This is a genomic window from Catonella morbi ATCC 51271 (assembly GCF_000160035.2).
Lineage (GTDB): Bacteria > Bacillota > Clostridia > Lachnospirales > Lachnospiraceae > Catonella > Catonella morbi.
In genome coordinates, this window is the sequence record NZ_KI535367.1 from 617,664 (window position 1) to 642,503 (window position 24,840).

Genomic DNA, 24,840 nt, shown 5'->3' on the forward strand with positions numbered 1-24,840 from the left:
TTGTCATATAAATATGATGTGTGATATAATGTGAACACTTAACGACGACGCACCGCAGGTGCTAGTGCTTTGCAAATCAAGCCGTAAGGCGAAGATTGAGTTTAGTGACGACGCAATTTTAAAATTAATTTTACTAAAAGAGGTATAAGTATGCATAAATTAGACTTGCAAAATAATTCTGTACCCGTCTATTTCATAGGAATCGGCGGAATAAGCATGAGCGGAATCGCCGAGCTTTTTCTTGATAAAGGGTTTAAGGTTTCAGGTTCGGATCTTCACGAATCCTCCGTCACCAAAAGGCTGGAAAATCTAGGAATAAAGGTATTTTATTCGCAGGAAGCAAAAAATATAACCACAGACATAGGCTTAGTGGTTTATACCGCAGCAATACACGCGGACAATCCTGAGTTTATGGAGGCAAAGAAGCTTGGTATACCTATGCTGGAGAGGGCTGAATGCCTTGGACAGATTATGAGTCATTATAAAAATGCCGTTGCTGTTTCCGGCACTCATGGTAAGACAACCACCACTTCCATGCTTTCTTATGTATATCTTGAGGCTGAGCTTGATCCAACCATATCTGTCGGAGGTATCTTAAGCGGAATTCATGGAAATATGAGGTTAGGCAAGTCTGAAAATTTCATAATGGAAGCCTGTGAATACGCTGACAGCTTCTTACATTTCACTCCTACTACAGCCATAGTCCTGAATGTAGAAGCTGAACACTTAGACTTCTTCGGAACACTTGAAAACGAAAGACTTTCTTTTACCAAATTTATAAACCTTCTGCCTGAGAATGGGCTACTCGTAGTCAATAATGAAATTGAAGGCCTTGAGAACCTTATTCAGAACAAAAATATCAGAATAATTTACTATGGACTCAGACCTGTAAACGGAAGAGAGCCTGATTATACCGCAAAAAATATTACTTACAATGATTTCGGTTTCCCAAGCTATGAACTCATTGTAAAAGGTGAAAATAAAGGGCTTGTTGAATTATCCGTTACCGGAGAGCACAATGTATTCAACTCACTGGCTGTAATAGCCGCCGCTCTTGAGCCTTCAAGCATTTACCCTAAAGGCATAGCCCTCGAAAAGATTAAGCAGGGAATCAAAAAATATACCGGCACCGACCGCCGCTTCCAGTACAAAGGAGAACGTGACGGCTATACCATAGTAGATGACTATGCACACCACCCTACCGAAATAAGAGCCACACTCGAAGCTGCCAAAAGAGTTAAGCATAACCGATTGATAGTAGCCTTCCAGCCCCATCTATATTCAAGAACCAAGACCTTTTTACACGAGTTTGCCACTGTGCTGTCTATGGCTGACATCGTAGTATTCGCCGAAATCTACGCAGCCAGAGAAGAAAATCATCATGATATTTCTTCCGATAATATACGGGAAATAATGTCCGAAAACGGACATGAGGCATACTTTTTCAAAACTTTTGAAGAAGTTGAAAATTTTCTTATCCACACTTGTAAACCGGGCGACTTGTTGATAACTATGGGCGCCGGAGATATAGTAAAAGTGGGAGAAAATATGCTTAAATAAATTTTATCCACAATATCCACAGTAAAAATTTCCATTAAATATTTTTGCTGTGGATTTTTTCTCCTCTTTTTCACAAGGTTATCCACATAGATTCCCCCTCTCTAACTTCTGTTTAATCACGCAATCCACAGAGTTATCCACATTATCCACAAATTTTACCTCTATCCCCCAAAAATCTGCCTCTATTTTATTTTAACTCATCTTATGATATACTCCTTTTGAGTAGTAAACAGGGGAGAGATATTATGTCAGAAATAAATTTAAATGTAACCATAAATACAGGGGCAACCATTATTTCAAATGCCTTTATAGAACGATATATCAACAGCGCAAATGCCTCACACATAAGATTTTATCTTTATCTTATGTACTATTCCCAGAATCATAGAAGCTTCACCATAAGTTCAGCCTGTGATTTCCTTGATGACAGTGAAAAAGACGTGATGCGTTCTATAAATTACTGGGAAAAACAGGGGATTTTTAAGGTCACAAGAGCAGATAAGAACACCATAACTTCCATAAGTATATCCGATGCCGCTGCCTTATGTGAACCTGAGACAAAAGAAGAGAAAATACCGGTTGCCGATAATAGTATTAAGCAGGATGAACCGGGCTCTATCTTTGTAAATTCCGAAGAGGAAGCTGTCTGTGATTTGGACTTAAAAAGGGTTATTAACACAGCCGGAGATCTTGCGGAAAGACTGTTGTCAGGCTCTGAAATTGAGTTTCTCTGTGATTTAAATGAAAAACTTCATTTTTCAACCGAGCTGATTATTTATCTTTATGAATACTGCTGTCTGGAAAAGAAGATAAACAGATTCAACTACATTCAGAGCGTGGCGCTGGCATGGGCCGATAAAAACATAAACACGGTTGAGGCCGCCAAAGCGGAAGCAGATACCTACAGCAGAGAAAATGCCACTGTAATGAAGGCTTTCGGGCTTTCCCGCCTTCCCGGAACATCTGAAAAGCAGTATATAAGCAAATGGTTCCATTCCTACAATATGTCTGAGGAAATGATTGCAGAAGCCTGTAACAGAACCCTGCTCAAGCTTTCAAAGCCTGATTTTAAGTATACCGACGGCACTCTTAAAAACTGGCTAAGCAGCGGAATAACCGACTTGGAAGGTGTTAAAAATGCCGATAAGATTCACTACCTCACCAAGCAGAGCTTAAATGCGGCAAATACTGCCATTCCAAAGCCTGTAAATAACCGCTTTACCAACTTTGAGCAGAGAAATTACAGCGAATCCGATATGGCAAATATCACACAGAAATGGGCGGAAAAGATTTAGATTAATTTTGGTTAAGCTATAATGTTTTTTACTGAATGCAAACAATATTCATAATCTTTTATACTTGAATAATTAAGAATTTTTTTATAATATTAAGGTGGTTTTATGGGACTTACTAATTCCGATTACGAGGCAGTTATGCGTGAATATGACAGTATCCGCTATGTAAATGCCGAACTTCTTAAAAAGCGCATTGAGGAGGCTTATAATAAGATACCCGAACTTAAGGTTTTGGAAGATGAAATGATAACCGAATCCGCAAAGCTTGCCAAAGATTCAATGTTTATTTCAGACGAGGCTTATGCCAAGGCAAAAGAGGCTCTTGATAAAAAAAGAACAGAACTTGCTTATAAAAGAGAGGAGCTGTTAATTAAAAACGGTTATGACAAAGATTATCTGTCAAAGATTTACAGTTGCCCTCTATGCAAGGATACAGGCTTTGTAAACGGAAATAAATGTGAATGTTTCAAGTCCATAGCCGCAAGACAGATTTACTCTAATCCTGCCTATATGATGGCGGATAAAACTGCTGATTTTAAGTATTTTAGGGAAGATTACTACAAAGATAATACTCCAAACGGCTCGGATGACGCCGGAAAAAATGCTCTGGATGCATTTTCAAAGCTCAAAAATATGGCAGACAACTTTGATACTCAGGCTCGTAATTTTGTAATTTACGGCGGAGTGGGTGTGGGTAAAACCTTTCTTGCTTCCTGTCTGGCAAACGCGCTTATAAAAGATGGGCGCTCAGTAGTATTTTTAACGGCTTTCAGGTTCTTTGATATATTTGAAAAATACACTTTCCGCAGGGATGAGGCTGACGAAAACACTTCAATTCCTTCAACAGAGCCTCTGTTTGACTGTGATTTACTTGTAATAGACGATATCGGAACGGAAGTTTCAAACAGCTTTACCACTTCGAAACTTTTTGACTGCCTGAATGAGAGAATACTGCGTAATAAGGCTACCGTTATATCAACTAATTTAAGCCCTGCATTAATCAAAGCCACCTATAGTGACCGCATATTTTCAAGACTGGTCGGAAGCTATTCCCTCTTAACACTGGTTGGGGAAGATGCCCGTATGGCCTAAAGGATTACACACCTTAGGGTGATAATCATAGATACATATTTACCTTTTAGAATAAGGAGAAGAACAATGCCAAAAGAAGATTATATCGAGACTATCCCTGTGGGACCGCTTGGTATCATTTCACTGAAAGGCTGCTCAAATCTTGGCAGCACCGTAGAAGATTACATAGTTGACTGGAGAAACGGAAGAAATAATGAACATACTTCCACTCTTGCATTCTCCGGTTACCAGAGAGAATCTTATCATGTTGATGTTAAATGCCCGCGTTTTGGAAGTGGTGAGGCTAAATGTACCATCACCAGTACTGTAAGAGGGCTCGATCTTTATATCCTCGTTGATGTATCCAATTACAGCATTACCTACAATATGAATGGTTATGTAAACCATATGTCTCCTGATGATCACTATCAGGATCTTAAACGTGTAATTCAGGCCTGCGCCGGAAAAGCACATAGAATAACTGTTATTATGCCTTTCCTTTATGAAGGTCGTCAGCATAAACGTGCCGGCAGAGAATCTCTTGACTGCGCAGTTGCACTTCAGGAGCTTATCCACATGGGTGTAGACAGTATTATCACCTTTGATGCACACGATCCCAGAGTACAGAATGCAATTCCACTCAATAACTTTGATACAATTATGCCTACTTATCAGTTCATCAAGGGCATACTTAAAAATGTACCTGATATAAAGATGAATGCTGATAACATGATGATAATCAGCCCGGATGAGGGTGCTATGAACAGAGCTGTTTACTTTGCGGGAGTACTCGGAGTAGATGTGGGTATGTTTTATAAACGTCGTGACTACGCTACTGTAGTAAACGGTAAAAATCCTATAGTTGCTCATGAATATCTCGGAAGAAAACTTGACGGCAAGGATGTTATCATAGTTGATGATATGATTTCCTCGGGCGAAAGCATGCTTGATGTTGCAAATGAACTTAAAAAGAGAAATGCAGGTCGCATCTTTGTGGCTTCTACCTTTGGTCTTTTCACTGACGGACTTGATAAATTTGATAAGGCTTATGAAGATGGGCTCATACACAAGGTAATCACCACCAACCTTGTATATCAGACTCCTGAACTTCTCAGCCGTCCATATTATATAAGTGCAGATATGAGTAAGTACGTAGCTCTTATTATAGATAAGTTAAACCACGATTCTTCTATCAGCGAGCTTCTAAGCCCAACTGAAAGAATAAAGAAGATACTTAAGAAATACAATCAAATTTGAAAATAATACTCATTTTCTAAATTAACTGATTTTTTGACTAATTGTAGATGATTTTAGCAGAATTCACTTGTAAAACCTTCTTAATTTATGTATAATATAATGGATTAGTTAGAATTATTAATGAAGATAATTTAACACTTGATTCAGCAAAAATTTAGGAGGTAATATTATGGCACATGTAATTAATGATGAGTGTATCAGCTGTGGAGCTTGCGCTTCTGTCTGTCCGGTAGAATGTATTTCTGAAGGTTCTGTTCATTATGAAGTAGACGCTTCTGCTTGTGTAGATTGCGGAGCTTGTGAAGAATCTTGTCCAACAGGAGCAATTTTCCAGGAATAATCTATATTGTATTTTACGCCAAGCCTTGCTTGGCGTTTTTTTCTTTAAAAATCCAATACAAGCTGTCGTCTTACTTTACAATTCATTTAAAACATGGCAAAATGTATGTATGTGTTCTAAATCTTTCAGGCTTGTTTTATGAATAATTTGGGTTTATCATACATTAGGAGTAAACGCATGGATAAAAGATTAAAGTCCTCAAGACAAATCATACTTATTTGCCTGGTTATTGTGGTTGCCTTCTCAGCCAGTGCCATCATGTTCACTATATCCAGTTTTAAGAATACCAGCGCCTATGTAGAGCAGACTACAGATATGACTGCCATAAATGTAATGAACAATATACACAGCAGTATGGAGGGCTCGGTGCAAACCGCAAGAATAATGGCGGGTAACTCCTTTGTTATTGACTGGGCAGAAAAAGAAGCCGAGCATACAGATGACTCGGATTATTTTAAAAAACTGTATAATTACCTGAAAACCTATCAGGAAGAAAACAGTTACAACTTCATATTCTATGCCTCCAAAGAAACCGAAAATATTTACTATCAGGATGGCATGAATCTTAAGATGACCAAACAGAACCCTGAAGATAAATGGCTGTACTCCTTTATGGATTCTAATTTGCAATATAAGTTTGCTCTAAATCCTTTTAAGTCAAAAGATGACAGTAACAAGTTATCCATGCTCATTATCTACAGGCTTACGGACAGTAACGGTAATACTCTCGGTGCTATAGGAATAAGCATAAATTTAGCTATGATGGAAAGCAGCATTATGGATTTAGGCAATGAATATAATGTAGGAATTGCTTTTATCGACTTAAACGGAAATGTCACTATTTCAAAAGAATATGATTTCCCTGAAGGTTCCAATGTATTTGAAGAAGGCGGATTCTTCCATAATACGGATATAAAGTTAATACCTGTTGAAGGAGCAGTCTCCAGAAAATGGCTAAGCAACGGAATATTTGACACAAATAAGCATTTCTGCGAGTTCAGGTATCTGGATGTATTTAACTGGTATTTGGTAATTTACGGCAGTGGGCATAATATAATGCAAACTAACAGAAACCAGCTCTTCTTACAACTTGGAATGTCAGCTGCTTTGCTTTTACTTATGATTGCTGTTATAATAAATATAATTTCGCAATATCGTAACCAGATAATTTCACTTGCCACCCTTGATGAGCTTACTAAAATAATGAACCGCAAGTCATTTATGGCAAGGTTTGACTACTTTTCAAAGCAGCATCTGCTTGAGGGCGGTCATCTTTTCCTGATAGATATAGACTTTTTTAAGACTATCAATGATACCCTGGGACATGCGGCGGGAGACGAGGCTTTGTCTTTCCTTGCAACCAACCTTACTGCCTGTGTCGGAAAGGATGGTTTCATAGCCCGATGGGGCGGTGATGAGTTCATAGGTATATTTTTCTCAACTGTAGAGGAGCCTATCACCAAGATTAAGACATTGTCAAAAGAAATTTCCGAAACGGAAACAGGGAAAAGGTTTCACCTGACCTTGAGTGTAGGCATGACTCTTATAGAAGATGATTTATCTCTCAACAAAGAAGTTGAAAAAGCAGATATTGCACTTTACACTTCCAAGAAGAATGGCAGGAATCAAGTTACTCTGTATAATGAAAACCAGACCGGTGCAGAACCGGAATATAGTAAGGAGCTTATTAAGAATTCTAAAAAAGACGTATGAAAAAGAAAATTAAATTTATATTAATTCTGCTTGCAATAGCTATTGTCATAGAACTTGGTGCCATAATAGCTATTCAGGCACATAAAATATTTACTGAAACTATGCAGCAAAATACAACAGAAGAAGCAAAGGGGCAGACAAAAACTAAAAACAAAAAAAAGAAACTTTCCGAGAAAAATACCGCTTCTTCATCTGATATTTCAGAACCCGCAAAGCCTGAACCGGGACCTGTAGATGAGTCTTATTTTGATGATGCTGTCTTCCTTGGAGACAGCCGCACAGTCGGACTCAGGGCTTTTGGAAGCTTTAACAACTCAGGATATTTTGCTAAAACCGGAATCAGCGTAAATTCATTTTTTATGTACCCTGCCTTAGACGAAGTAACCGGTTTAACTCTTACTCAGACACTGTCATATAAGCAGTATAAAAAGGTTTATATAATGATTGGCGTAAATGATGCCGCCCTGGTTCCTTTAGAGGATTTTGAAACTCAATTTTTTGATGCAATAAGGCAGATTCAGCTCTTACAGCCTAATGCCATCATCTATGTACAGTCAATACTGGGAGTTACCAAGAACAAGGAGCTTAGCGATCCTTATCATTTCAGTAACGAAAAGGTACTTGAACGAAACGCCTTATTAAAATCCAAATGCGACGGCGAGAGTCTCGTATATTTGGATGTATTTTCTGCTTTTACAGATGCTGAAGGCTACTTAAATCAGTTTAATTCTTCAGACGGTTTACATCTAAACAGTTCTGATTATGACATATGGTGTGACTATCTTAAAAACCATGGACTACCTGTAGATTAGGGAATTGTAATACAATTCCCTTTTTTAATACAAAAAGATGAGCTCTCCACTTGCTGAAAAGCCCATCTTATAATTCATTCTCCATATTATAATTTTTACTTCTTTCTATCTTTAGATAGTTTTATTAGCTTTATATTGCTTTATATTGCTTTATATTGCTTTATATTGCTTTTGTGATACAGTTATTTCAAACTGCTTTTACTTAATTGTCTGGTGGTCTGTACCTCACTTTCGCATATTTCAATAGTTACATTTTATTATCAAGCAAATGGTTTTAATGTCATCTATGTTTAACTTTCTTAAACTGTAATAACTTCAATCTCCATTTCCTCTTTTATTTCTTCTTCACTGTGCATCGGAAACACCACCTATCTTTTTAATATTTCATTTTTACCAACCTTTCTTCGTTGGCTGTTCTTTTTATGTCTTTTCTTTTCTGTTGACTATAATATACCATGTAGTTTTAAATTTGTCAACACTATTTTGAAATTATTTATTAATATTTTAAAAATTAATTTGTCGATGAATATTTATTGTGTGTATTATGTAAATATTTCTGTATTTTCAGAATATTTATTTTATTGAATAAGTTAGAGCAATAACTGTATCAGTTAGCAACAAAAACTTTTGTACCCTAAAATTAGCATCAATAAAATCCTGCAAATACAGTTTTGCCTTACTGTATTTGCAGGATGCTTTATTAAAGCATTGTCCTTCTTAATTCCTCATCACTTATCGGGCTAAGATAGGCTGGTGCAACATCAAAGACTGTCTTACATCCACTCACACCTTCTTTTGAAAGCCTGTAAGCCGCTCTTGCATAAGCTGCTATAACCGAACCTGTGAATTCAGGATTTGAATCAAGCTTAAGGCTGTATTCTACTATATGCTTGTTTTCTTTATTAAAGCCTGTCACACCGCTTCTGAGTACAAAGCCTCCATGCGGAAGTCCCTTATGGTCTCGTGCCATTTCTTCTTCTGAGATAAAATGTACTGTTGTATTATAATCACTGAAATAATTAGGCATATTTATGATTTCACTCTCAATAGCAGACTTATCTGTACCTTCTTCCACAACTACAAAGCATTCTCTTACATGCTTATCTCTGGTTGAAAGTTCAGGATTCTCGCCTTTTCTTACACGATTTACTGCTTCTTCTACAGGTATAGTATACTGCCTTGCATCCTTAACCCCCTTAATTCTTCTTATGGCATCAGAATGTCCCTGGCTTACTCCCTTGCCCCAGAAAGTATAGTTCTTACCCTCAGGAAGTACGGAAGTAGATATCATTCTAAGCAGAGAGAACATACCCGGATCCCAGCCTACAGAGATTATACCGACCTTGCCTGCCTCCTTTGCTGCCTTGTTTACATTTTCAAAATGCTCAGGTATCTTTGCATGCGTATCAAAACTGTCTACCACATTGAAATATTTTACATACTCAGGAGTCTGGGTAGGAAGGTCTGTTGCACTTCCTCCTCCGAGCACAAGTACATCAATCTTATCCTTATAGTTTTCAAGTTCTGATACGGTAAATACTGGTACTCCGCTCTTTGTTTTAATATTTTCAGGACTTCTTCTTGTAAATACAGCCACCAACTCCATATCAGTGTTTTGTAATATTGCACTTTCCACTCCGCGTGAGAGGTTTCCATAGCCTAAGATCCCTATTTTTATACTCATTTTTCCTCCTTAGTGTCCGGTAAAATTCTTTACCGGGCTAACATTGTATACATATATACAAAATATTTTTGATAAAAGGGATTTTATCACAACGAAAGTTAAAGTGCAATATTTTTTATTATGAATGTTCTACTTATCATTATGCTCCAACATTTTCCTATATTTAGGTCTTTCTTCCTCAGAAATTTCTAAAGTATCCAATGCCTGTTCTAAACTAAACTTCAAATTTGTCATCAGTTTTTTAATAGATACTAATATGCCCTTTTCTATACCCATTTCTATGCCCTTTTCTTCAATACCCCGGCTCAAATTACACATATCACTCACATCCTCTCTGAATTTTCCCTCAATAGTAATATCGTATTCACTTCCTATTATAGTTAATTTTTCATTTGCTGTAAGTTCTTCTGATAATAACGCTCCAAGTAAACGATGTAATTCATATATTTCATTATTTTCAGGAAGATCTTTTGACAAGCCTATCATAATGATATTAAATAAATCCAGCTTACCTTTCCAATTATAAGAACCAACTAAATCTTCTTCTACAAGATGAATATGTTTCATGCTGTTTTCTTTCATATTCATACATACCCAAATCGAATATACGCGTTTAATATCGTCATAATGTGAATTTTCAAAGTCTCTTTCCTTCTGAGACGAAATTAACCTACTCACATAAAAGATTGCTCTGTTTAATATATCATATCCCTTTGGTTCATCTTTTTGTGCTTCTATATTTACAATAATCTGCGATAATTCAGCCTTCATTCTTACATAAAATACAATATCAAACCTTATTAAGCCTTCATTTATATCACAACTTTCTGTATTTAGTCCAACCAGCCTTTCACCATGTTTTACTTCAGCCACATTGGTAAGTCCGGGTTCTAGCAGAACATTACTAATATAAGGAGTCCCTTCAATAAGCTCTGCAACTTCCTTAGGTTTCATTCCCTTAAATTCATCAACCGACTTTACCAGTATATGTGCCAAGATATTTTTGTTCCCCAACAAACGTTTTGCACTTGCATCATATTGTGCATTTGCATCAGCTCCCTGCACTCCGTTCTTCAAATCTGTACTCAACTGCCTTCTCCTTCTTGTCAATGGTTCAAATATAATAGGCATTTCTAAAATGTCTTACTATAAGGATATTATATCCTACAAGTTAATTTTGTACAATTACTTTTTATATATAGTATATGTAAACGGATATGGATTTTATAAAAAAATCCCCGCCCTATCATAATAGAGCGGGAATTCTTATTTCATTGTTTTTTAGTTCTTATTAAACCAAAACTTAACCTTTGTCAGTCTGATTCATTAGTCTTCCTGTTCTTCTTCACGCTTCTTAAGCATAAATCCTGCTCCAAGAACAAGGGATGCTCCTATTTCGTAGTACCAAACAGTTTCCTTACCACCTGTTCTTGGAAGGGTAGGTACTTTAATACCGCCTAAAGGAGTCTCATCATCCGCATTCACATACTCAAATTCTCCGTTAGGCTTTTTCTTCTTTATGTATTTACCAAGCGGAGTACCGTCATCACCGATTACTGTAATCTCATCAGGGCTGTCCGGATCATTTGGGTCAGGAGTATTGTTAATTGGGTATGAAGGTGTGGACGGTGTTGTATCAGGTGTATGCGGATCCTCAGTATCTGTCGGTATAGTAGGATTGGTTGGTGTACTTGGATTCGTTGGCTTAGTCGGATCTGCCGGTTTGGTTGGATTCGTTGGCTTGGTTGGGTCAGTTGGCTTAGTTGGATCTCCCGGCTTTGATGGGTTCTCAGGGTTTGACGGATTCTCAGGAATTGTAGGTGGGTTATATCCGCCGCCACCGGAAGGTTTGTTATTCTTTATAGTTATTTCATTACTCTTGGTTCCGTCTGCCCACTCAACTATAAAACCTGCTCCAAGTTCGTGTACTCTAAGACTACGAGGGGTCGCATCGAGTGCATAGGACTTACCTTCCTCATCCTTAGGAGCTACAGTCTCTACCAGCTCATAGTTTCCTTCAATAAGTTTATCAAAGGCAACAAAGCCGTTTTCATCTGTCTCTTTTTCCTTGTTGTAAGTATTTCCCGGATCCTTAGCTTTTAATCTGAATTTTGCACCTTTAAGCTTCTTAGTATCATCAGTTCCGTCAACCTTAACCACTCTGAGTGCATAGAAGCCTTTCAGTGTAGCCTTTGCATAAGCATCTCCTATAATATACTTGCTAGCCTGAGGCTTCATAGGAAGGTCAACTGTTCCTTCTAAAACAGTAACTGTATTTTCAAGCTGTTCTTTTATGTTCTTATCCTTAATGTCGGTTATATAAGAAATTTCATATTTCTTTGTTTTATCCCTTAACTTGATATTAAGAGTTCTGTCAGTAGGGTTATAACTGAACATGTTCTCAAGCTCAGTACCTGTTACCGCCTGTCCATCCTCAAGAACTTTGAAATTATCTCCTTCAAAGATAAGCTTGTTATTACTCTTATATCTTCTAACTTCAAGTCCGTCTCCCAGCTTATCCTTAAGTGTAATATCAGCATTTGGATTTAAAAATCCGTAAGGCTTATAAGTTATGGTCCAATTTACATAACCTTCTTCAAGCTGACTGTCATCTGACTTTTTGGTAAGGATTTCCTCATCAACCACTACATCCTGCTTATTTATACCATGAGAATCCAGAAGTTCTATGTCTACTGTATTCCCAACTGTCTTCTTCTGGTTGAAATAGTCTGCTCTTTTATCCTCTTTCATTACAGCTTTTAAGAGGATGACATAAGGCTTGTCTATATTTGCGAAGGTAAACTTCTGTGTTCCATCTGCCTCTTCATTATAAGTTATCCCGTTGCCTGATAGGTTAGTAACTCTGTTCGTAGCTTTTACTGTTGCATCTGCATTATATCCCGGAGTATAAGACTCTCCCTCATATATAAGATATTTCTCACCCGAGGTTATGTTCTTAAATTCCCAACCGGTAGGAGCCTTATCAGTAACTACAAGATCTCCTACATTTTTTACTCCTGCGGCATTTACACTTATCCTGTAAAGAATTGACTTTGTTTCTTTATCATAGGCTACAGCCTTGTTGTCAATTCCTGCCTGAGCTGTAGTATCAAATATCTTTTCATTTACAGTATCAACCGAATAGTCACCTGAAGTTGCAATCTTATTTGCCACATCTGTTGAAAATGCCTGCTTATTTGTTATCTTGCTGTTATATTTAGGCCAGCTGGCATCATTATCTATCATTCTGCCATTATGAATAAGGTTAATAAAATTGTAAGCATATTGTTTTTCATTTTTTCCAACAAGCTGATCTCCTTCAGCCAGAGTAGAAGTAAGTTTGAATCTATTTATCTTTCTGGCTTCAAAACCTCCTACTTCAACCAAATCACCTACATATTTTCCGGAAATTCCTGCATATATCTTATATACCTTAACACTTGGAGTGAAATCACTACTTGTAATTGACTTTCTTACATACCTCTGTCTATTGTTTTCACCTTTAAAAATATCTTTTAAAGCCACACCTGATTGCCTTAAGTTGGTATTGGAAGGATTACCGTCTTCTTCAATTCTAATCTGTGGATTACCTTGTCTTATATCAGTCGCCTTAATATCTTTATCAAAGATAAAGTAGTCATAAGCATAGGTATTAGTGGTATTGGCTATTTTGGCTGTGTCAATTGCTATGTTCCATTCGCTCTCAAAATTAACAAACTCTTGTGAAGGAATCGGATAAACAGGTCCCTTGGTTGCGTATTTCTTTCCAGCAATTCCGTTACCACCTATTGTAGTACCGTTAGGATCAGGATGTCCATCCCAATGAACTTTTGCTGTGTTTTCAAAAAATGCATAAGATTTGTCTTCCACTCCGGTATTATATTCTACTTCTGTAGTTATAACAACCTTCATCTTAGTTGTAACATTTCCCCTATAATACACATTATCTAAAGGCTTAACAGTAGACTCATTTCCAATTTTATCCCAACCCTTTGAGGCTTTATTATATTTATAAACCTGATAGCTCTTGAACTTTAATTTGGCACTCTTAAATTTATCTTCAGGAAACTCATCTTTTACTGTTACATTATTTAATGTCTGTTCTTCTTCATTGAAGACAATCTCCCAGTCTATAAGGTTGCTATTCTCTCTTATCTTCCCCTTCTTCGAGCCAAAGCCTTTCCAGTCGAACTCATCTTTGGCTGTACCTCTTACCGTACCGCCGGTCGTCATTACTTTTGCTGTATTCTTATAGTGCTTTCCAGGATCAGCATGTAATTTAACAAAATCATCCCCCATACTGGTTTCAAATGTAATTACTGCTTTACCGTCACCATTAAGATCAACATCATCAGCCGCAAAGGTATAGCTTAGGGTTTTGTATGTAGGATTATAAGTAGCTGTCTTAGGTGTTCCGTTTACTTTAAAACTTCCCTCTATAACCTGCTTTCTGGCAGCATCATCTCCTGACATAGCAACAGCGGAAAGATCATCCTCTATCTTATAACCGGTAAGAAGCATTTTCTTACCAAGAGCACTTCTGCCGACTGTAAGTGTCCACTCTATTCTGCCACCGTTTACCTTATGTGTCTTTTCTATGGATAATTTGTCATTTACCTTAGGGTTTACATTATAAGTAGTACCAAGTACCAATATAGTCTTACCTACGAGGTCGTTCGGATCCAAATTATCTGTTTTTAATACAAAGTCCGCTCCGGCTGTTATTTTAACTTCTCTGTAAGTTCCGTCAAATATTTTGTCCTCTCCGTCGAAGATGAACTTAGCATACATATCTCCGGCACCGTCAACCTCAAATTTAACCGTACCTACTTTTATTTTAGTTGTAGTGCCGTTTTCTACCTTAGTAAAAAACACCTCTCTTGTCATAGGAGTTGTCTCACCTGCAGGTATCTTTACTCCTTCTCCAAGCCTTATAGATGCAGTATCACCTTTTTCCACATAGGATGTACCGCCATCTCCCTTTACAGGTACCTGAAAGTCTAATCTTACAGATACGGGAAGATTTAAGTCTATTGTATTATTTTCGATTGCCTTTCCGCTCTGTAATACGGTTTTTGTAATATTCATTAAAATTCCCGTTCTATCAGCGCCTGCTGCCTTTGCAATTTGAGGCATTCTTACTCCCGTCAGGAAAATCCCGACAATAAGCAATAAGCTTAATAATACACGCTTATTTTTTTTCCACATATACTATGTCTCCTTTTCTTTTGCTACATTAATTAAAGAATAAAACATCTCATTTATATATCGGATTATTTTCAAAATTCTTTAATATTCTTTTAATAATATTTTATAAATTTTTACGCTTCTTCAATGTCCAACCTGCTGTTAAGATAAAGCAGACTCCGACCATATAATACAGGGCAGTTTCTTTTCCTCCTGTACGAGGCAGAGCAGGAGCATTTTTAGAAGCTTTGAAATCTCCCAAAGGTTTGCCATTATCCTCAAGCACATATTCTTTAGTACCATCAGTTCCGGTTTTCTTGATAAATATACCAAGCGATGTGCCATCGTCACCTATTACACTGATTTTACCGGGACTATATTGATTATTAGGATCCGGAGTTTTGTTAATGTGGTACGAAAGGTACTTTTCTCTCGGAGCCGGCACAGCCGCTTTCTCAGTTTTTTTAGGCTTTGTTGACTTTTTAGGCTTGCTCATTTTAACCGGTTTTGTCGGTTTGGACAAAGTCTCACCCTCCGTATTAACCTTAGTTATTTCAGGAGTTTCCTTCGGCACTGTAGATGCAGACAGCAATCCATCGCCGCCTGAGATAGTAGGAATTTTTTCATTTTCTAAAGTAATAATATTTCTGTCCCTTGTTACCTTAGCATTACCCTGAGTATCCATGTCTACATCAAAGCCGACTGTTAAGGCACTTACAGTAACCTCATATTCCCTTGTATCACGTATATAGCCAACAGGAGCTGTTACCTCTTTTAGCTTATACTTACCCTCTAAAAGATGAGTAAATTCAAGGGTTCCTTCATTATCGGTCTTAAGCTTCGTACCAACTGTACTTCCTGAAGGTGTAAGTTCAAATTCGGCATCTTTAAGTTTTTCACCATCTTTATTCTTTTTAACTATTTTCAGCCAGTTATAAGGTCTCATACTTCCGCTGCCATATTCAGAGGAAATTATATACTCCTCGGTTGCAGACGCCTGTATGTCTGTGTTTCCTTCTTTTACCTTAACTGTATTTTTAAGCTCTTGGCCGGCAACCTTCCCCTTTATATCAGTTACATAGAAAATCTGATAAGACTTGGTTTTATCGGGAAGTTTAACGGTAAGCTTTCCGGAAGTCGCCGCGGGAGTATAAGTTAACATAGCTTCCATTTCTGCATTAGTAAGCTGTTCTCCCTCTTGTATGAAATCTCCGCTTGCATTATGGCTTCCCACTAAAATTCTGTAATTATCATCCTTAAATACTAACTTCCCGTTATTTTTATACCTTCTAAGCTCAATTCCTTCGCCAAGTTCATCTTCAAGGGAAATATCTGCCGAAGGATTAAGGAAGGTATAAGGTTTATATTCTATTTTCCAGGTAATATAACCATTAGTTATCGCGGAAGCATCATACTCTTTGGTTAAAAATTTTTCATCAATACTTACTTTCTGCTCGCTTTTTAAAATATGATCTTTCATACTGAGCAAAGCAGTATTTATCATCTCTTCTTTCTTGTTTATATATTTGTTAGTATCCATTAACTTGACTTTTAACAGTATTACATAAGGTTTATCTATATTATTAAAGATGAATTCAGCTTTGTTAGGATTAATAACCGCATTAAAATCTGATGCATTCAGGTTAACAGGATTACCTATAGCCCTTACTGTTGCATCGGGACTTGCGGCATCAGTGTATGATTCTCCCTCATATATAAGAAATTTCTCACCTGCCCTTACATCCGCAAATTCCCAGCCCGCAGGCAATTCATCCTTAAGAGATACTGCTCCGATCTGTTCTCCTATACCATTTATTCCCGCCGCATTCACACTTATCCTATACAGAACAGATTTATCATCTTTGTCGTAAGCGGTATCAGTATTATCTTTACCCTTATCGGAAACAGTATCAAAGATATCTTTGTTTACCTTGTCTGCCGAATAAGCAGTTACTCCGCCTGCTGTCAAATCCCTTGCGGCTTCAGTTGTAAATGCCTGTTTGTTTAGGAGTTTTGAGTTGTATTTAGGCCAAAGCGAATCAGACTCTACAATTCTGTTATCCTGTACAAGATACAGCACATTATAAGTACCTTCACTCTTCATAAGCACAGCAGGTGAGGTCTGCTTAGTATTAATTGAAAATGTCTTCTCGGTTTGACTATTGTTAAAGCCTTTAATTTCAAGTATATCACCTATATGATCTGTTCCCACATACATTTTATATACTTTATGTATTAGATTGTCCGGATTATTGCCCCATCCCGAATATTTAAGATATTTATTCTGATAAGGAATGAGCTTTTTCATATCTATAGTAGTTTCAAGTGTTGTATCATGATTGTTCTGATCTTTTACGGTGAACGGAATACTTCCGTCTCTTAACCCGTCCATTGATACAGTATTATCAAAAATCATGCAGTCATACAGATAAAAATCGGAAGAGCTAAATTGGCTGTTAGGCATTATTTTACAAAGCCATTCCGTATCAAAGTCTACATAATAGCCGTTATTACCGCTTTTCAACGCGGCGGACTTTTCTATTCCTCTGGGTCCTATTCCGATTTCCGTCCATAGTTCTGCACCTGTAGTATTGTTTTCCCACCGGATAATTGCACGGTTCTTAATATTATTATAACTGCCCAGAGCATTCGGAATAATTTCCGTAACCTTGGTTCTGATAGTAAGTCTTACTTTGTTATTGATATCTCCCACATTGTATACCTTGTCGCCGGGTTCGACCGTTATAACAGGATCAGCTACCCAATCAGTACCATCCCATCTCTCAAGTTTTGCCTCTACAAACTGCTGTCCAACCTTGTCAAATTTTCCGTTTCTAAGTACATCTTTAATTGTGACACCTGTTAAATTATATGGCTCTTCATTGAATACTATTTCCCAATCAATAAAGTAATCATTTCCTATTTTTTCATAATATTCATCACCATGCTTTTTTGCAGTTTTCCGACCAAATTTCGGTTTCCAGTCTAAATCAGCTTCAGCGGTTTTTAGTTTATCCGCTCCTTTATATAAATGTACGATATTTTTGGTTTTATATCCTTTTAAAAATTCATCAATGCTCATTTCAGTATTGAACTCAATTACAGCAGGACTGTTAACTCCGGCCGGAATTGTATAGCCGATCTCATTTCCGTTAGCGCTGATTACAGGCACAGCCCCCGAAACTCCGGCAACTTTAAATGAACCCTGAACATATTTTCTGGTTTTAATCAGCTCATCTTTTATTTCATAACCTTCGAGTCCGATATCCTGTCCCAAAGCTTCTCTCTTAACTTTTATGGTCCACTTTACAGAGTCAGAGTTAAGATAATCAACTTCTCCCTTTTTTTCTATGAAAACTTTATCCTTTATCGGTTTTAAGTTATATGTCTTTCCTAATACAGTAAGAGTCTGAGATGTATCCCCCGGTGTAGGGGTTAAGCTGCTGATATCGAGGTCAAAGGTTCCGACAACATTAACCTTTACATCCCGATAATTTTCAAATACATCATCTTCACCATCAAACACAAAATCCATAACTATGCCATCATCAGGATTGGCAGTCTTATTTTTGAAGATGGCTGTTCCTATTTTTTTCTTGCTCGCTACATCTTTTACAACTACAGAAACGGGAGTATTGGCAGGATTCAGCTTTATGCCCTGTCCGATCTCAATTCTTGCTGTATCTCCCTTTACTACATACATAGACTCCGGTGACCCGGGATACTCAAACTTGACCGGCACACCAAACTCAACTCTTACCGATATTTTTTCTTCATTCGGATCTATCTGTCCGCCATCAGGTATTTCAGTTCCATCTTGCTCAATAACCTTCTTTATATTGGTCAGTATGGCTGTCTTGTCAGTCTCTGATGCACTTACAAAACCTGATACCTTTATTCCGATTAGGAAAATGCCCACTATAAGTATTAAGTTGAGCAGCCAATATTTGCGATTCCCCCACATACATCATTCTCCATACTTCTTTTTAATATTTATAAAACCCAATAATTTGTCTTAACCTATATTAATCGCAAGTATATCAAATCACAAATAAATTATCAATTAAAAAAAGCAGCTGTGTTATACACTTTTTTTATGCACTATCACTCATTTCGGCAATTATTTTAAGCCATTTCATTAAACAAGCTGGAATTTATAACATAATATCAATATATCACAATTTTATTTGCCTTTTTCTTTTTTTATGAATATTTTTAGTTTTACCCTTAAATACTAATTTTCCTACAGAAAATCAATCTTTATAAAAAGTATGTGCCTGTATGCACTTCGCTTGCGAGCGGTGCCGTAAGACAAACTTCCCTGCGGAAAGCTTAGCCTCCCTCGGAGAGGTTTATTGTTTAATAGGAAATTTGGAGAAATTTCATATTACATAAAAAAGGATTGCACCATAACATAAATCGTTACAGTGCAACCCTTTCAGATTCTAATATTAAATTATATCAGTCAGGCAACCAAGATTTTATTCTTCAATCTAAAACCGGTTACTTCTCTAACTTTTTCTTCCTTCTTATAACCACAGCTCCTGCTGCAAGTAACAGAAGTACCGCACCGCCTATATAGTAGACTGTGTTGTCCGAACCGCCTGTCTTAGGAAGTTTATTCTTTGCAGGTTTTACACCCTGTGGAGTGTCATCATCGCTTACCTTGATGTACTCGTTATCTCCGTTAGGTTTCTTTTTCTTTATATATTTACCCTGTGGAGTTCCATCGTCATCTACCGCAACCAACTCATCAGGACTCTCAGGGTCGTTAGGATCCGGGAAGTCGTTCTGAGGGTATCTTGGAAGTTCTCCCCCAGGGGTTGGTGTATTAGGCGTTGGCGTGTTTGGATTTGGGTTAGGGTTTGGATTTGGATTAGGATTTGGCCCCGGTCCCGGAATTGCAGGAGTTCCCGGACGTTTCTTGTTGAATACTACAACAGTCTTATCCAATTCTCTTATCTCTCCTGCCCTTGGATCTTTAATTTCAAACACTGAACCAACTGCACTTGCAGTTACCACTATTGTATAACTGTTAGTCACTGAATCATATCCGCTCGGAGCAGCTTCTTCCGTAAGTACATAAGTACCCGACTTGAGTCCGGCAAATTTAGTACTGCCCTGAGGAGCGTTGTTATCTCCTGTTACGGCAACGTAAGATACTGCATTATTGTCCTTAAGGGTAAGTCTGAATCTTGCACCGTTAAGCGTAGTCTTGATTGCTCCAAGTGTAACACCACCCTTGGTAACTATATCTTTGTTAACATCCAAATCTGCTTTGAGAAGATTAAGATCATAAAGCTTCTCATTGAATACTACAATTGTATCACCAAAAGTTTTTATCACGTTATTATTTGCATTTTGGATTGCAACTTTTGTTCCAAGTACTGCACGAGGTGTAACAGTTATTTCATATTCGTCCATAAGAGATGCATAACCGGTCGGAGCCTTTACTTCTTTAAGAGTATAAACTCCTTCTTCAACTCCCGTAAATTTAAGCTTACCGTTTACTGTAACAGCACTGCGTGATACCGCAGGATTAGCTTTTAATACGAGGCTGAATTTAGCATCATCAAGACGATGGTTTATAGCAGATAAATCATTAGCATTTCTGTCCGATATATCAGCTTTAACAAGATCAAGGTCAAAAGAATCTACCTGTTTCTCATTAAATACTACAGCAGTTGTATCTCCGAGTTTCTTTATTTGGTTAGCGTTTCCGTTTAATATATTAACGGCAGCAGCTGTTACTTCCACTTCATAGGTTCCCATTAAAGCATTGTAACCGTTAGGTGCCGCTTCTTCTTTCAGCTCGTAAACACCGGTTTTAAGATTCTTAAATATCCACTCACCTCTCGCATCTGTTATTGCGCTGTATGATACTGTGTTGTCTGACTTAGATGTAAGGTTAAATTTAGCCCCCGGCAAGCGGTTTACAATAGCTCCCACAGAAGCTGCATTCTTATCTGCCAATGATGCCTTAATAAGCTTAAAGTCAAGCACCTTCTCATTGAAGACTGCAACTGTTTTGTTATCATCAAGGAGTTTTATCTTATTTGCATCAGCATCTTTAATAGCAACTTCAGAACCTATTGCCCCTCTTGTAACTGTTATTTCATATTCTTTGCCGATTAAAGGCACATATCCGTCAGGTGCCGCTTTTTCCTTTAACTTGTAAGTGCCGTCTTCAAGTCCGCTAAAGGTTAAGGTACCGTCATTAGCTGTTGTCTGTGTAAGAACCTGATTTACACCGTTATTAAAGGTACGGCTCAGAGTAAATTCAGCACCGTTTAAGCGTTTAGATAATCCTGCCAAAGTAGTTTCGCTCTTATCGGCCGCATCTGCTTTAACAAGTTTAAGATTACTTAACCACTTTTTATTCTTGAAAACTATTTCATCATTTTCAACTTTTACATTAGAGCTCGGATTAAGAATAACGGTCTCAAACCCTGTTGTAAGCTGATTCATCTTTATCTGATATACTGTGTTGTCCTTCTCGTAGCCTGTAGGAGCTTCTATTTCCTGAAGCTTATAAACTTTGTTATAATTAAGTTTTTCACTCTTTACCTTTCCGTCGGCACCTGTCGTTAATATATCTTCACGTCCCTCAGGATAGGTGAGCTTGAACTTAACATCCTTAAAGTTCTTTGTACCGTCCTCATTAGTCTTATGGAGAACAAACTGTACAAACTTCTGTGAACTTCCGCCTGCATAACCTGATCCGATAACGTATTCTTTAGGTTTTACTACATGGGTAGTTTTGTTTCCCTGCTTAAGAGTAACCGTATTATTAACCCTTACACCGACACTCTGATTATATACATCTGTAATATATATAACCTGATATGCTTTTTCCTTATCCGGCAACTTAATTTTAAGGATTCTGTCAGTTTCATTATATGAAAGATTTCTCTTAAGGTCTTCTAACGACAATTCTCCATCTTTTACAAACTTTCCGTCACTGCCTACATGGCCTACAAACATCTTGTAGTTGTCATTACTGAATGACAGGCTGCCATCATCCTTATTTCTTCTTATCTCAAGTCCGTTTCCGAGTTTATCCTCAAGATAGGCATCTTCATTTGATTCGAAGGTATAAGGTTTATATTCTATTGTCCAGGTAAGGAACTGCTTATTTATGTTTGTAGAATCAAGAATCTTATCAAGAGAACCCTCATCGTAGATAACATCCTGTGAACTTCCTATGCTGTTTCCTTTTATTGTTAAATAAGCTGTATTAGGAATGGTTCCTACCTTGTTTGCAAATGCGGCAGGATTGGTCATCTTTGCTTTTAAGAGGATTACATAAGGCTTATTTAACTTCTCAAAAGTAAATTTAGCATCTCTTCCGCTTACTGCGGCTGTAAAATCCGTAGGCTCTTCATAAGCCTTTACAGCCTTTACCGCACCTTCCAAAGCATAGACATTACCTGAAAAAGATTCACCTTCATAAACCAGGTATTTTTTAGAATCTTTTATTTCTGTAAATTCCCAACCGGCAGGAAGACTGTCTTTTATTACAGTATCTCCGATATATTCACTTATATCATGAATATTGGCCGCATTCACACTGATTCTGTAAATAATGGATCTGTCAGCCCTGTTATATGCTTTATCCTTATTATTAATAACTTTCTTAGCAGTCGAATCATAAACATTTTCGTTTACAACATTAAAATCATAGTTATTTGCTGCAAGCTTCTTAGCTGTATCAACAGTTAATGCCTGCTTCTCTAACATCCTGCTTCTAAATGCAACCCAGTATGGTGCATTATCTATTATATTATTATTATGTACGAGGTAAGCCTTGTTATAACTTGCCTCAGAATACTTTGTAAGAAGCAGAGGAGTTATTAATCTTGACTTTATACTGAACTTGTTGTCAATATTTTTATCAAAGCCCCAAACTTCAACTAAGTCTCCGATATATTTGTTTGTGTCTTTCCTGTAAATTTTGTAGGTTTTGTGGCTTAGATTAGCCGGAGTTACTGAAGTAAATCCGTTGTCCAAGAGTTTATTAAATCTGGACTGGTCAGGAATTAATTTTCTCACTTCAACAAGTGATTGTGTATTTACCTCAGTTCCGTTGTCATCCTTAATAGCTAAAACAATGCTGCCATTTCTGATTTTTTCAATATTAACATCAGGATCAAAAATGAATGCATCATAAGCATAGGTACTATTATCAAATAAACTACTCTTTTTTACTTCTATGTCCCACTGCTGGTCAAAATTGGTAGAGCCGTTATCTCTCTTAGCTACTTTGGTTATGAGAGCACCTTCACCGACCTTTAATGAGTGGTAAAACCCAAGTTTGGCATCAGTACCCCAATGCATAACGGCATAGTTATCAAAATCGACTCTTCCTACAATATCATTATTTCCGTTTATTCCTTCTGCTCTGGTGTCTATGCTGACTCTTACAGGATAATCTATATTACCTATTTGATATGCATTCTGAGTTGTTGACGGAGCAGGAAGATTCTTTACAAACTCCCAGCTGTTTCCCACCTTCTTTTCAAGTTTTGCGGATACAAATTTTAGCTGGAAGTTTTCCAGTTTATCTTTCTTCAAAGTGTCAGTCATACGAACATCATTTAAGGCATAACTATTATGATTAAATTCAACTTCCCAAACTATATGGTAGCCGTCAGTTCTCTTTTCATACTGAACTCCGTTATAAAACTTTGCTGTCTTTTTACCCCAGTTACCATCCCAGTTCAGACGATATGTATCACTTCCGGCATACACATTCTGCTCATTATTTACTATAGCCTTATTATCTTTTACGGTTTTTCTAAACTCTTCCTCTGTAAGTTTGGTGTCAAAGGTAAGAGTAGCAGTATTAGCGCCTGTTGCAGGAAATGTATAGGAGAGCAGTTTGCTTGCAGCATTATAGACATCACCGCTTACGGCATTTCCGTTAACTTTTAAGGTTCCGCTCTTATATTCTCCTACGTTTTTTAAATCATCGGAGAATTTATATCCGTCAAGACTAGCCCCATTTCTTGTTACAACAACAGTCCAAGTAACGCTTGGGCTATTAACATTTACAACTCCGGTTTTTTTAACTTGAACCGAACTTGAAGGCTTCACCAGATTATAGGTCTTTCCCAATATGTCTATTACCTTGTCACCGTTAGGCTTCTGAGTTACAGCATTCTCATCAAGCGCAAAATTAGCCGCAACTTCAGCTTCTACAGCATGTCTTTCACCGTTGTATATAGTATCGCCTTCAAACTTAAAATCAACTACAACCTTTCCGCTTTCTTCCTTGAAGGTTGCCAAGCCTATCTTTAAGCCTTCAATATCTTTAACAACAAAATTATAAGATTCACCTGATTTCAGTTTTATACCTGAACCAAGCATAATCTTTGCAAAGTCACCGCTGATAACATACTTATTTTCATCCAGCGTAGAAGGATCCACATCCTTAAAATCACCTATAACAGGTATTTTAAATTTTAAAGTTACAGATACAGGAAGTTTTAAATCTATCTCGGTGCTATCACCGACAACATTTCCGTTCTGTACTAAGGTAGTTGTAATACTGTCATGTATGAGTGGCTCAACATCTTTATTTGCTCTTGCATTCAGAGCCATATTAAGCAAATCCTGTGTAAACCCGCCATTCCCGTCAGAGCCGGCTGCCGGAGAGGTATTCTGTCCTCCACCGTTTCCCTGCTCTGTAATTCCTATTATGGCATCTTCCGCCCAAGCGCCAAGTGAGCTGAAATTGGCCAGAACAAGACCAATAACAAGCAGCAGGCTTAACATCCCCGTTTTAAATTTGACGTTTTTCCTCATAAGTCTCTCCTTTTCTTAGAATATGTCGGCAATTCCACATTGCCTTCATAGTATATAAACAGAATATATTAATGCATATATAATGATTATATCAGGTTATATCACAGATAGCAA

Annotated in this window: 12 protein-coding genes; 7 read left to right on the plus strand and 5 right to left on the minus strand. The window is 37.3% G+C overall.

What is annotated here, in order from left to right; all coding sequences use genetic code 11:
* Window positions 1-150 precede the first annotated feature (150 nt).
* From murC to GCWU000282_RS06395, 7 genes are all read left to right on the plus strand, one after another.
* A complete protein-coding gene (murC, locus tag GCWU000282_RS06365; RefSeq protein WP_023354222.1) occupies window positions 151-1,560 on the plus strand; it encodes a UDP-N-acetylmuramate--L-alanine ligase in 1,410 nt (469 codons plus the stop codon).
* A 245-nt stretch (window positions 1,561-1,805) separates the two neighbouring features.
* The gene (locus GCWU000282_RS06370; protein WP_023354223.1) at window positions 1,806-2,855 is read left to right on the plus strand and encodes a DnaD domain protein; all 1,050 of its coding nucleotides are present in this window, start codon (window positions 1,806-1,808) and stop codon (window positions 2,853-2,855) included.
* A 105-nt stretch (window positions 2,856-2,960) separates the two neighbouring features.
* Complete coding sequence (locus tag GCWU000282_RS06375; protein WP_023354224.1) at window positions 2,961-3,947, plus strand: ATP-binding protein; 987 nt, start codon at window positions 2,961-2,963, stop codon at window positions 3,945-3,947.
* A 66-nt stretch (window positions 3,948-4,013) separates the two neighbouring features.
* The gene (locus GCWU000282_RS06380) at window positions 4,014-5,183 is read left to right on the plus strand and encodes a ribose-phosphate pyrophosphokinase (RefSeq protein WP_023354225.1); all 1,170 of its coding nucleotides are present in this window, start codon (window positions 4,014-4,016) and stop codon (window positions 5,181-5,183) included.
* Window positions 5,184-5,352: 169 nt separating this feature from the next.
* Window positions 5,353-5,523 carry a DUF362 domain-containing protein gene (locus GCWU000282_RS06385; protein WP_023354226.1) on the plus strand — a complete coding sequence of 57 codons (171 nt, stop codon included), beginning with the start codon at window positions 5,353-5,355 and terminating at the stop codon, window positions 5,521-5,523.
* 177 nt (window positions 5,524-5,700) lie between these two features.
* Window positions 5,701-7,236, plus strand: a complete 1,536-nt coding sequence (locus GCWU000282_RS06390; RefSeq protein ID WP_035039674.1) for a sensor domain-containing diguanylate cyclase — start codon at window positions 5,701-5,703, stop codon at window positions 7,234-7,236.
* Complete coding sequence (locus GCWU000282_RS06395; RefSeq protein ID WP_023354229.1) at window positions 7,233-8,048, plus strand: GDSL-type esterase/lipase family protein; 816 nt, start codon at window positions 7,233-7,235, stop codon at window positions 8,046-8,048. The genes GCWU000282_RS06390 and GCWU000282_RS06395 overlap by 4 nt, the downstream gene beginning before the upstream one ends.
* A 700-nt stretch (window positions 8,049-8,748) precedes the next feature.
* On the opposite strand, the gene GCWU000282_RS06400 is transcribed toward GCWU000282_RS06395, so the two are convergent.
* The 5 genes from GCWU000282_RS06400 to GCWU000282_RS06420 form a co-directional block, all read right to left on the minus strand.
* Window positions 8,749-9,732 (minus strand): diaminopimelate dehydrogenase, encoded by a 984-nt coding sequence (locus tag GCWU000282_RS06400; protein ID WP_023354230.1) that lies wholly within the window; start codon window positions 9,730-9,732, stop codon window positions 8,749-8,751.
* 129 nt (window positions 9,733-9,861) lie between these two features.
* Window positions 9,862-10,821, minus strand: a complete 960-nt coding sequence (locus GCWU000282_RS06405; protein ID WP_035039675.1) for a hypothetical protein — start codon at window positions 10,819-10,821, stop codon at window positions 9,862-9,864.
* Between the two features lie 237 nt (window positions 10,822-11,058).
* The gene (locus GCWU000282_RS06410) at window positions 11,059-14,940 is read right to left on the minus strand and encodes an LPXTG cell wall anchor domain-containing protein (protein WP_023354232.1); all 3,882 of its coding nucleotides are present in this window, start codon (window positions 14,938-14,940) and stop codon (window positions 11,059-11,061) included.
* A gap of 103 nt (window positions 14,941-15,043) precedes the next feature.
* A complete protein-coding gene (locus GCWU000282_RS06415; RefSeq protein ID WP_023354233.1) occupies window positions 15,044-18,883 on the minus strand; it encodes a SpaA isopeptide-forming pilin-related protein in 3,840 nt (1,279 codons plus the stop codon).
* Between the two features lie 539 nt (window positions 18,884-19,422).
* Window positions 19,423-24,726, minus strand: coding sequence for an MSCRAMM family protein (locus GCWU000282_RS06420; protein ID WP_023354234.1), 5,304 nt, complete (start codon window positions 24,724-24,726; stop codon window positions 19,423-19,425).
* Window positions 24,727-24,840 lie beyond the last annotated feature (114 nt).

Excerpts from the sequence above, each read along its gene's own strand:
- murC (WP_023354222.1), top strand. The coding sequence starts at position 151 with ATGCATAAATTAGACTTGCAAAATAATTCTGTACCCGTCTATTTCATA.
- GCWU000282_RS06370 (WP_023354223.1), top strand. The coding sequence starts at position 1,806 with ATGTCAGAAATAAATTTAAATGTAACCATAAATACAGGGGCAACCATT.
- GCWU000282_RS06375 (WP_023354224.1), top strand. The coding sequence starts at position 2,961 with ATGGGACTTACTAATTCCGATTACGAGGCAGTTATGCGTGAATATGAC.
- GCWU000282_RS06380 (WP_023354225.1), top strand. The coding sequence starts at position 4,014 with ATGCCAAAAGAAGATTATATCGAGACTATCCCTGTGGGACCGCTTGGT.
- GCWU000282_RS06385 (WP_023354226.1), top strand. The coding sequence starts at position 5,353 with ATGGCACATGTAATTAATGATGAGTGTATCAGCTGTGGAGCTTGCGCT.
- GCWU000282_RS06390 (WP_035039674.1), top strand. The coding sequence starts at position 5,701 with ATGGATAAAAGATTAAAGTCCTCAAGACAAATCATACTTATTTGCCTG.
- GCWU000282_RS06395 (WP_023354229.1), top strand. The coding sequence starts at position 7,233 with ATGAAAAAGAAAATTAAATTTATATTAATTCTGCTTGCAATAGCTATT.
- GCWU000282_RS06400 (WP_023354230.1), bottom strand. The coding sequence starts at position 9,732 with ATGAGTATAAAAATAGGGATCTTAGGCTATGGAAACCTCTCACGCGGA.
- GCWU000282_RS06410 (WP_023354232.1), bottom strand. The coding sequence starts at position 14,940 with ATGTGGAAAAAAAATAAGCGTGTATTATTAAGCTTATTGCTTATTGTC.
- GCWU000282_RS06415 (WP_023354233.1), bottom strand. The coding sequence starts at position 18,883 with ATGTGGGGGAATCGCAAATATTGGCTGCTCAACTTAATACTTATAGTG.
- GCWU000282_RS06420 (WP_023354234.1), bottom strand. The coding sequence starts at position 24,726 with ATGAGGAAAAACGTCAAATTTAAAACGGGGATGTTAAGCCTGCTGCTT.